The 10,135-nt window shown below is 57.3% G+C and carries 9 protein-coding genes; 8 read left to right on the forward strand and 1 reads right to left on the reverse strand.

Annotated features, from left to right (window positions below; all coding sequences use genetic code 11):
* Nucleotides 1–514: 514 nt before the first annotated feature.
* Complete coding sequence (locus QRM89_RS20990; RefSeq protein ID WP_263626009.1) at nucleotides 515–811, reverse strand: hypothetical protein; 297 nt, start codon at nucleotides 809–811, stop codon at nucleotides 515–517.
* 1,131 nt (nucleotides 812–1,942) lie between these two features.
* On the opposite strand from QRM89_RS20990, the gene QRM89_RS20995 reads away from it, so the two are divergent.
* From QRM89_RS20995 to QRM89_RS21030, 8 genes are all read left to right on the forward strand, one after another.
* The gene (locus QRM89_RS20995) at nucleotides 1,943–2,455 is read left to right on the forward strand and encodes a DUF2314 domain-containing protein (protein ID WP_285449056.1); all 513 of its coding nucleotides are present in this window, start codon (nucleotides 1,943–1,945) and stop codon (nucleotides 2,453–2,455) included.
* 401 nt (nucleotides 2,456–2,856) lie between these two features.
* A complete protein-coding gene (locus QRM89_RS21000; RefSeq protein ID WP_285449058.1) occupies nucleotides 2,857–3,117 on the forward strand; it encodes a hypothetical protein in 261 nt (86 codons plus the stop codon).
* 59 nt (nucleotides 3,118–3,176) lie between these two features.
* Nucleotides 3,177–3,536 (forward strand): hypothetical protein, encoded by a 360-nt coding sequence (locus tag QRM89_RS21005; RefSeq protein WP_285449061.1) that lies wholly within the window; start codon nucleotides 3,177–3,179, stop codon nucleotides 3,534–3,536.
* A 457-nt stretch (nucleotides 3,537–3,993) separates the two neighbouring features.
* A complete protein-coding gene (locus QRM89_RS21010; protein ID WP_285449064.1) occupies nucleotides 3,994–4,626 on the forward strand; it encodes a hypothetical protein in 633 nt (210 codons plus the stop codon).
* A gap of 78 nt (nucleotides 4,627–4,704) precedes the next feature.
* Nucleotides 4,705–5,067 carry a VOC family protein gene (locus tag QRM89_RS21015; protein ID WP_080999099.1) on the forward strand — a complete coding sequence of 121 codons (363 nt, stop codon included), beginning with the start codon at nucleotides 4,705–4,707 and terminating at the stop codon, nucleotides 5,065–5,067.
* 826 nt (nucleotides 5,068–5,893) lie between these two features.
* Nucleotides 5,894–6,142, forward strand: coding sequence for a hypothetical protein (locus tag QRM89_RS21020; RefSeq protein WP_285449073.1), 249 nt, complete (start codon nucleotides 5,894–5,896; stop codon nucleotides 6,140–6,142).
* Between the two features lie 102 nt (nucleotides 6,143–6,244).
* Nucleotides 6,245–6,568, forward strand: a complete 324-nt coding sequence (locus QRM89_RS21025; protein WP_228426146.1) for a DUF2004 domain-containing protein — start codon at nucleotides 6,245–6,247, stop codon at nucleotides 6,566–6,568.
* Between the two features lie 1,564 nt (nucleotides 6,569–8,132).
* The gene (locus QRM89_RS21030) at nucleotides 8,133–8,432 is read left to right on the forward strand and encodes a DUF5076 domain-containing protein (protein ID WP_228957718.1); all 300 of its coding nucleotides are present in this window, start codon (nucleotides 8,133–8,135) and stop codon (nucleotides 8,430–8,432) included.
* Nucleotides 8,433–10,135: the final 1,703 nt, after the last annotated feature.

A 10,135-nucleotide genomic window follows, 5' to 3' on the forward strand; every position in this document is an offset into this window, starting at 1 on the left:
TGCACCATCCAACCTTTGCGGTCACTCACTGCCTAACAACTCATTCAAGCCGAAGCTGCTTCGCAACTCGGCTTAACTCAGGCGTTAGGCGCCACAACAAACATGGCCGATCTTTGGGGTTCAATCGCAGGAAGTGAGTGGCACAACACGCCCTGTGTTGTCGGCCGTCCGGCTACGGAGGCCGACGTCGCTGCTGGCTCCGCAGTCTTCTACGTACAGGGTGATTCCGCCGCCGCCACAATTGCCCTGCCTTGCTGTGCAATCCAGTCACTTGAGGATGGCTCCGAGCAACCTGTGGTCATTGTCCAAGCAGAGCTTGCGCCTCACGGCACCATCTTGGGAGTGCGACCGCTGTCCGGTGGCAACGGCATTTGCATGGCCACGGAGATCAGGGTGCTTCCTGCCGGGTTTGTGCCGTAGGTTGGCGCCTAACAATTCATTCAAGCCGAACTGGCTTCGCCAGTCGGCCTAGTTCAGGCGTCCGGCCGCAGACAAAGGTGATTCGCTTCTCATGCTAAGCATCGTTGCAAACCCGGAAGGCAATGTCGTCCATATTCATGGTGACGTGTCTGGCCTCCTCGCGCTGGAACGGGAGATTCGCAGGCTTCGAGAGCATGCCGAGCAAGGTAGTTGCCAAGACGGCCACCTCTTTACGCAGGCGTGGGGCGGAGTCGATCTCACCGAGACCATGCTGGATAATGAGCGAGGCGAGGGCTGGCATCAGGTGCACCACGTCAAGCTTTTCAGTTGGTCCGCTGAGTGGAGCACGCGTCATGGTCTGTCGCCAGCTGAGCCCTAACAATTCGTCCAAGCCGACGCCGCTTCGCGGCGCGGCTTAACTCAGGTGTTAGGCCGCAGAGAGAGAGCCATCCGTGATCTTTGAATACACTCAAATGGATGCTGCCGGTACGCGGACCATGCACCTTCTCGGCATCCCGACGTACGCAGCTTTGCTGGCCTCCATTTGGGCCTTCCCATACGGCAAGCCGCTCCTCGGATTTCTCGCTGCAGCATTGGGAGCACTTGCTTACCAGTTCTTGTACAGTAAATCTCTGTACGCATTCGTGCACATGCTCACGCCACCACGACCCATTTGGCAATTCGCTCTCGCAGTAATCTGTGTACAGTTCCTAGCTCTTGGGGTTTTGTATGCTGCGGCCTAACAATTCATTCAAGCCGAACCCGCTTCGCGGTTCGGCTTAATTCAGGCGTTAGGCCCCATGTCCAGCGATCACGCGATTCAAATCAAAGCACCTGGACCGCGGCCGGCGTACTATCTGGTCGCTGAGCATCTGTGGGGCGCTGGCTGTAACGTCGATTCGGACGGCGACTCCCGTACTCCGGAAGACCACAATTGGACGGAGCTATCGGTTTCACTTCGCGGTTCGCCTGGGCAGCAACTGGACATTGACCCAGTCTCTACGCAGCCATTGGTTCTGGTAGTTCGCTCCCCTCATGCAACTCTTTGTAGCAAGGCGGTGGAGTTCATAGTTTCTTTCTCCGGCGGCACAGTTGAGTCGATGGCGCCTAACAATTCATTCAAGCCGAAGCCGCTTCGCAGCTCGGCTTAACTCAGGCGTTAGGCCGTGGTGGAGCAAATGCGTTGGTGGTTGCCGCTGCGGTGAGTTCGCAGGTGTGCATGCGGTTGGCTCCGGACAGCAGTCATCACCGTTGCTGGTTGCGGTAAGTTTGGTGCCTCGCCTTGGCACCTCGTTTCACTTCTGCGCTCGTTGCAGTTGGCTTCGGTGGCATCACGCGCCGCTGCATCGCTGTGCAAGCTCCCTCCCGCAAGCTGTGGCACACTCGGTCCAGGCGGCAGTGCTGGGGAGCATGGTTGCACCATCCAACCTTTGCGGCCACTCACTGCCTAACAACTCATTCAAGCCGACGTCGTCGCAACTCGGCTTAATTCAAGCGTTAGGGGGCTTCGGGAGTGAGCAACGTGGGCAAGATTCTTGGGTTCGTACGCGGCATGCTGGGCCTTGGCCAAGCTGATACCACCAGCAAATTTGAGCAACCCGAAGACGAACCTCTCTTTATGGCGATTCCCAACGGGGAGCTTGCGGACGCCGCCCGAGCAGCTCACGGCTCGCTAAGCTACTTTCGTCGGCTCCTAGCCGATGGGACACCGACTGACGTCCCGCCGATGGTAAAAACATACATCTCTGATCCGGCAGGTGGCGGCATGTGGCTTTGGCTAAGCGTGGAGTCCGCTACGCCCTCTGGGCTCAATGCGTCCGTCTTCGAGGCGCCGCCTGAGCTCACTGACCTATCCCCCGGCACAAGGAAGTTCGTGCCGGAATCGGAAGTAGCCGATTGGGCTTTGGTAAGCTCGGGCGTTATGCAAGGCGGCTACTCGCTTCGCATTCAACGGAGCCGCCTTCCTGCAGCCGAGCGCGAGCCGTTTGATCGCTACATCGGAGTGAGCAGTTATGCACTGCTGCCTGCCCCCTAACAATTCGTCCAAGCCGACGCCGCTTCGCGGCGCGGCTTAACTCAGGTGTTAGGCCGTGGTGGAGCAATCCATTGTGGTCGCCGCTTCGGTGAGTTCGCAGGCATGCATGCGGTTGGCTCCGGACAGCAGTCATCACCGTTGCTGGTTGCGGTAAGTTCGGTGCTTCGCCTTGGTACGTCGTTTCCGCGCTGCGCTCTGTGCAGTTGGCTTCGGTGGCATCACGTGCCGCTGCATCGCTGAGCAAGCTCCACCCCGCAAGCTGTGGCAAAATTGGTCCAGGCGGCAGTGCTGGGGAGCATGGTTGCACCATCCAACCTTCGCGGCCACTCACTGCCTAACAACTCATTCAAGCCGAAGTTGCTTCGCAACTCGGCTTAATTCAAGCGTTAGACGACAGGATCATGATCAATCGCACTGACAATCCCTTGGGCAGGTCCATGCTCCTCCACGACCTGGAGGATGCATACGAGCATCTGGGCAATCTCATAAAGGAGATTTCTGCTGAGCCGGAGTATGGGGAGCCTGAGCTACGGGTAGACTTGGGGCACGTCTATGCGCATCTCAATCGAGCATGGCGCCGCCGCTTTGTCGCAGATGACTTTTCTGAAAGTGAGTGGGCAGCTGCAGGAGCGTTTCCCGATGATCTCGCGCCTGTCGCCTAACAACTCAATCAAGCCGAACTTGCTTCGCAAGTCGGCTTATCTCGGACGTTAGGTTGCAGATGACAGCACTACGCGACTTTGAAGTGGAAGCAATCCGTATTCTGGCCGGCAGTGAGTTGTCGCCGGCAGCACTCGACGCCATCTTGAAAGCCCCCGAACTCTCGCGGTACGAATACACCGGCTGCGGTTACTTCGCCACGGTCGCAGTTCTACTTGAACTGCCTGAGCCGGTCACGCTGTGCGAGCCCCGCGTAACAGGCACGCTCGGTGAGACTGTTTGCAGTTTTGTCCTTCACCTACGCGGGGATGAAATCACACTTGAATGTGAACCATGCTTCGGCCCGGACGCCTCGCCCGACTTCAGAGACGGGGCTGTCGTAGTGGCGAGCGAGCCAGGCAACGTTGTCGATCTCCGGTAGGCTGCAACCTAACAATTCGCTCAAGCCGAGCCCGCTTCGCGGCCGCGGAAATGGCACTAAGATTGAACCATTGCCGCGGCCGCAAACCGGTCCGGCTTAACTCAAGCGTTAGGCAGTGGTAGAGCAAATGCGTTGGTGGTTGCCGCTTCGGTGAATTCGCAGGCGTGCGTGCGGTTGGCTCCGGACAGCAGTCATCACCGTTGCTGGTTGCGGTAAGTTTGGTACTTCGCCTTGGCACGTCGTTCCCGCGCTGCGCTCGTCGCACTTGGCTTCGGTGGCATCACGCGCCGCGGCGTCGCTAGGCAAGCTCCATCCCACAAGCTGTGGCACACTCTGCACAGGCGGCAGTGCTGGGGAGCATGGTTGCACCACCCAACCTTCGCGGCCACTCACTGCCTAACAACTCATTCAAGCCGACGTTGCTTCGCAACTCGGCTTAATTCAAGCGTTAGACCTCATGCCAAAGTTTCTCGAGCCTGTGGCGCTCATACTCATCGGCTGGCTTCTTGGCTTGCTCGGCCCTTCAATCGTTGATGCGATTAGACAACGCAAGGACAATAAACTTGGAAGATCCGCGATAATTACAGAGCTCGAGGAGTTCGCTACGACCATCGCCACCGCAGCCTACCGCGTCAGGATGAGCCAAGGCACACTCGATCGTGAATTTCTCCAGGAAATGAAGGCCGTAGTCGAAGAGTACCCTCAAGTAGTAGCGGTATCACGCCTCCAAAAAGGCGTTGAAACATTCCTTAAGCTTGATGACGAGCAGCTTTCTGCGCTTGCGATGCACTCTGCAAGCCCAGTTGGAGTGGGCCTCGCATTACAACACTACTCTGTACCCCTACTAGATTCTCGCGTGTCCGCATTTCTAAGCTTCAAAACGCCGCTCCAGAGACAACTTCTTCAACTCCGTCGCGAAATAGCGCTTTTGGACGGCCTGGTAGACCGAGCAGAAAAGTACTTGGATCTAACCTATAGCGTGAATGACCACAATCACCAGCGGGCGTCAGATAGTCATGCCAGCGCCTGTACTGAGTACTCAAAACGCGCCATGAGAATTGTCAAAATTATTCGTGAGATCAGAGAATGAGGTCTAACAGTTCATTCAAGCCGACGCCGCTTCGCGGCGCGGCTCAATTCAGGCGTTAGGCAGCAAGGAGAGATCATCGTGACTCAGACAGTGACCCCCGTCCTTCGGGTAACCAGTGCTTCCGCCAGTTTCCCGTTCTACGTTCAGGGGCTTGGATTCACCGTCGATTGGGAGTATCGGCACGCGCCGGATTTTCCGGTCTTTGCGCAGCTCACTCGCGGGCACCAATCGATTTTCCTGACAGAACACGCAGACGACTGTCAGGTCGGTGGCGCCGTCTACTTTGCTGTTCCAGATGTAGACGAGTGCCATCAGGCGTTCCAAACAACGGGACTTGTTCAATCTGGCTCGCCGCGCAACACCGCATGGAAAACTCGCGAAATCTTGGTAGCTGATCCAGACGGCAACAGGCTCACCTTCTTCACTGAGCTCGCTGCCTAACAATTCATTCAAGCCGAAGCCGCTTCGCGGCTCGGCTTAATTCAGGCGTTAGGCCGTGGTGGAGCAAATGCGTTGGTAGTCGCCGCTTCGGTGAGTTCGCAGGTGTGCATGCGGTTGGCTCCGGACAGCAGTCATCACCGTTGCTGATGGCGGTAAGTTCGGTGCTTCGCCTTGGCACGTCGTTCCCGCGCTGCGCTCGGTGCGGTTGGCTTCGGTGACATCACGCATCGCTGCATCGCTGGGCAAGCTCCATCCCGCAAGCTGTGGCACACTCGGTCCAGGCGGCAGTGCTGGGGAGCATGGTTGCACCATCCAACCTTCGCGGCCACTCACTGCCTAACAACTCATTCAAGCCGAAGTTGCTTCGCAACTCGGCTTAATTCAAGCGTTAGCCCCTAGGAGATTTGGTTATGCGATTTGGATTATTCGCTGGTCTGTTGTTAGCTGCCTCGACTAGTTCTGCGCAGTCGGTGCACGTCTATGATGGGTACTTGAAAGGCGAGACGTATGTGACGCAGTCACCTGCCACTCGATCAGCCTATGTAATGGGCGTTGTAGACGGGCTGCTGAGCTCTGGATTCTACGGAGCCTCTAAGGAAGAGGTGCAGAAGGTTCATGCATGTACTTCTGAAATGAGCAGCGAGGCATTGCGAGACGTTGTTGATAAGCATGTGCTGACCAACAAAGATGTCTGGAAAGACCCCATGAATGTTCTCGTGTCGAACGCGCTAGTGGGGGCTTGTCCGGTGATGCGGCCAGGTGGCTAACTATTCATTCAAGCCGACGCCGCTTCGCGGCGCGGCTTAATTCAGGCGTTAGGCCTCACATGACAGATTCAAGCGACCCCCTTTCCGAAGCACTTGTAGTAGTTAAGCGCAATGGAGTCCACCGCATCGAGATTCGAGAGGTGCTTCAAGATGGCGACTCTTACTTCCTTGTCTTTGCTAGATCAGACGGTACAGAAGCGCGAGTTCCGATTGACGGGACAAAGCTTAAGAAGACGATAGACGAACGGGTACTGGCGGATTTGATCTATCACGGTGGAGCACTCGTCGCACCTCAGCAGGATGTTTGATAGCTCGCGGGTCTGCCGAAAGGTGAGGCCTAACAATTCATTCAAGCCGAAGCCGCTTCGCGGCTCGGCTTAACTCAGGCGTTAGGCAGACAAGGAGAGATCATGGCAGACGAAGTTGAGAAGCGTGCAAAGCTGGCGCTTGATGCAATCCGGAATGCGTATGGGACAGAGGCCGGCGAGTTCAGCACCACTATGTTCGTCGGGCATCACCTAGAAGAGCTTCCTCAGGATTACTGGCAAGAGCATACCGGTACTGATGTACCCGATCCAGCTGCGGTACTCAGGCTGCTCCAGCTCAAGTCCAACTGGGGCGAGGGGGATATTGAAAACTTTGACTTTTCGCTCCCTGGTGACGTAACGGACTACGTTCTCTCCGTCCGCTTTGGCGACGCCGGAGCGATCGATGAAATTTCGATGGAGAGTTGATCGTGTCTCTGCCTAACAATTCATTCAAGCCGAACCCGCTTCGCGGGTCGGCTTAGTACAGGCGTTAGGCCGTGGTGGAGCAAATGCGTTAGTGGTCGCCGCTTCGGTGAGTTCGCAGGTGTGCATGGGTTGGCTCCGGACAGCAGTCATCACCGTTGCTGGTTGCAGTAAGTTCGGTGCTTCGACTTGGCACGTCGTTCCCGCGCTGCGCTCGGTGCAGTTGGCTTCGGTGGCATCACGCGCCGCTGCATCGCTTGGCAAGCTCCATCCCGCAAGCTGTGGCAAACTCGGTCCAGGCGGCAGTGCTGGGGAGCATGGTTGCACAATCTAACCTTTGCGGTCACTCACTGCCTAACAACTCATTCAAGCCGAAGTTGCTTCGCAACTCGGCTTAACCCAAGCGTTAGGGGGCATGGAAAGATCCTCGCACATTTGGCTGACTACCCGCCTGACTTTAGTGGCGCTATCCATACCGGCGTGGTTACTCATTCGCGCCACAATGCCTGACGACTTCTCACAACCGCCCAAGTGGTACATTCCTTTCATTCTTGGCGGATTCGCCTTGGTCTCGGTCATTGCCTGGCAGGTACTTCGCAATGACCTGGTTTGGCAACGCCCCAGTTGGACTGCCAATCCATTCAACCAAAGCATGCCGCTTGAGGGGCTACACTTGTCGGGCTGGTCGTTTGTTTTGGGGGCGCTAGGGTTACTTCTCGCAAATTTTTTCCACCAACCAACGGATTGGGCCTGGGTACTGCCCGGTTGCATTGGCACTGGCCTGCTTGTAGGCGTGCGTGTTGCGGCCACCGGCAATGGCCCCTAACAATTCATTCAAGCCGAACCCGCTTCGCGGGTCGGCTTAATTCAGGCGTTAGGCCGTGGTGTAGCAAATGCGTTGGTGGTCGCCGCTTCGGTGAGTTCGCAGGTGTGCATGCGGTTGGCTCCGGACAGCAGTCATCACCGTTGCTGATTGCGGTAAGTTCGGTACTTCGCCTTGGCACGTCGTTCCCGCGCTGCGCTCGTTGCAGTTGGCTTCGGTGGCATCACGCGCCGCTGCATCGCTGGGCAAGCTCCCTCCCGCAAGCTGTGGCACACTCGGTCCAGGCGGCAGTGCTGGGGAGCATGGTTGCACCATCCAACCTTTGCGGCCACTCACTGCCTAACAACTCATTCAAGCCGACGCCGCTTCGCGGCGCGGCTTAATTCTGGCGTTAGGCCGTGGTGGAGCGAATGCGCTAGTGGTTGCCCCTTCGGTGAGTTCGCAGACATGCATGCGGTTGGCTCCGGACAGCAGTCATCACCGTTGCTGGTTGCGGTAAGTTCGGCGCTTCGCCTTGGCACGGCGTTCCCGCGCTGCGCTCGTTGCAGTTGGCTTCGGTGGTATCACGCGCCGCTGCATCGCTGAGCAAGCTCCATCCCGCAAGCTGTGGCAAACTCGGTCCAGGCGGCAGTGCTGGGGAGCATGGTTGCACCATCCAACCTTCGCGGCCACTCACTGCCTAACAACTCATTCAAGCCGACGTTGCTTCGCAACTCGGCTTAATTCAAGCGTTAGGCCCCAGACATGCATTCTGACGAACTCGATATTCCTCCAGACGCTTTGACGGATCCCGAGGCCTTTGAGCTCATGCGCCTGTGGGCAGCCCACGGCCAACTCCACGTCATCATTAGTAGCGATGTGGACGGTACCGCCGAAGACTTTGGAGAGCTTCTCGCCGATCTCTTCGAGCATGCCTCCCGCATGTATGCACAACGTGACAATCGGTCACTTGCGGAATGTCGAGAAGCCATGCTGCAGGACTTCCTCCGGCGCACCACTGCACCAAAGGCGAGCATTGAAGGCTCGCTCACTGCGGAGCACTGAGTGAGGCCTAACAATTCATTCAAGCCGAAGCCGCTTCGCGGGTCGGCTTAATTCAGGTGTTAGGCAGCGGTGGAGCAAATGCGTTGGTGGTTGCCGCTTCGGTGAGTTCGCAGGTATGCATGCGGCTGGCTCCGGACAGCAGTCATCACCGCTGCTGGTTGCGGTAAGTTCGGTGATTCGCCTTGGCACTTGGTTCCGGCGCTGCGCTCGTTGCAGTTGGCTCCGGTGGCATCACGCGCCGCTGCATCGCTGGGCAAGCTCCATCCCGCAAGCTGTGGCACACTCGGTCCAGGCGGCAGTGCTGGGGAGCATGGTTGCACCATCCAACCTTCGCGGCCACTCGCTGCCTAACAACTCATTCAAGCCGACGTTGCTTCACAACTCGGCTTAATTCAAGCGTTAGGCCGTGATGGAGCGAATGCGCTGGTGGTTGCCCCTTCGGTGATTTCGCAGGCATGCATGCGGTTGGCTCCGGACAGCAGTCATCACCGTTGCTGGTTGCGGTAAGTTCGGTGCTTCGCCTTGGTACGTCGTTTCCGCGCTGCGCTCGGTGCAGTTGGCTTCGGTGGCATCACGTGCCGCTGCATCGCTGAGCAAGCTCCACCCCGCAAGCTGTGGCAAAATTGGTCCAGGCGGCAGTGCTGGGGAGCATGGTTGCACCATCCAACCTTCGCAGCCACTCACTGCCTAACAACTCATTCAAGCCGACGTTGCTTCGCAACCCGGCTTAATTCAAGCGTTAGCCCTTATGAAACGTTCGACTGCCTTCTTACTTGTAGTGATCGCCGCCATTGCTTTCTTCTGGCAACGCCCCGCTCCTGACACTGTGTACCTCCGTTCGGACGGCACGATTCGTCTTGGGAGTCGCGTTTCGTCTACTGAGGACGTTTTTGTCTATGCTGCAAGGAACAAGCACACGCCACTTAAGGTTCGGAGATGCGAAGGCGCCGATCCCATCAAGGCACTTTTACTCACATCCACACTTCGTTCAGCGCAAATCACTGTTGACTATGGCAATGGTCGATCCGGTTGCTACGGCTAACAATTCATTCAAGCCGAGCCCGCTTCGCGGGTCGGCTTAACTCAGGTGTTAGCGCCCTATGGCAATTGATCAGCAAGCTCGAGCAACTTTGGCTGAGTCAACGCGCTGGCTCATTGGCGCTCGTATCACAAACTTCCAGTTCGACGATGCGGTGCCAAAGTCGGCGGATCCGGCGATCCGAGAGATCTACAACCAATTCCTATGGCTGCTCTACTGTGATCTTCGAGAGCACCGCCTGGTCGGTGCCGACAGGCTGTCGCAAGCTCAAAGGGACGCGGCAGTTCGCTGCGTCCTCTTTCTCAAGTCAGGCCTTGCCTACCTTTGGCCGGTTCTCTCCCGCGGCCAGTCTGCGCTTCTCACTATTAGCAACTTGCTGACACTTGGATTAGCAGGACGCATCTACTTCCGTCGCCTACGGTCCGCCGGCGACATGGCGTACTGGCCGTTCTCATCTCAGTCACATTACGCTGCCGCGCTCGGTACGCCTGTGTACTTGCCCGGCGCGGGCGCTAACAATTCATTCAAGCCGAACCCGCTTCGCGGGTCGGCTTAATTCAAGCGTTAGGCCCCATGTCGAGTTATCCGGGTATGAAAAAACCGCCCAATCAATTTGTAGCTGAAGCGCTACTCCCTGACTATCCACCCGTCATTCCGCTACGCA

Origin of the sequence: Xanthomonas sp. LMC-A-07 (assembly GCF_030208825.1) — a bacterium.
Taxonomy (GTDB): Bacteria; Pseudomonadota; Gammaproteobacteria; order Xanthomonadales; family Xanthomonadaceae; genus Xanthomonas; species Xanthomonas campestris.

Coding starts and splice junctions, on each gene's coding strand:
- QRM89_RS21030 (WP_228957718.1), top strand. CDS start 8,133: ATGCATTCTGACGAACTCGATATTCCTCCAGACGCTTTGACGGATCCC.
- QRM89_RS21020 (WP_285449073.1), top strand. CDS start 5,894: ATGACAGATTCAAGCGACCCCCTTTCCGAAGCACTTGTAGTAGTTAAG.
- QRM89_RS21000 (WP_285449058.1), top strand. CDS start 2,857: ATGATCAATCGCACTGACAATCCCTTGGGCAGGTCCATGCTCCTCCAC.
- QRM89_RS21005 (WP_285449061.1), top strand. CDS start 3,177: ATGACAGCACTACGCGACTTTGAAGTGGAAGCAATCCGTATTCTGGCC.
- QRM89_RS21010 (WP_285449064.1), top strand. CDS start 3,994: ATGCCAAAGTTTCTCGAGCCTGTGGCGCTCATACTCATCGGCTGGCTT.
- QRM89_RS21025 (WP_228426146.1), top strand. CDS start 6,245: ATGGCAGACGAAGTTGAGAAGCGTGCAAAGCTGGCGCTTGATGCAATC.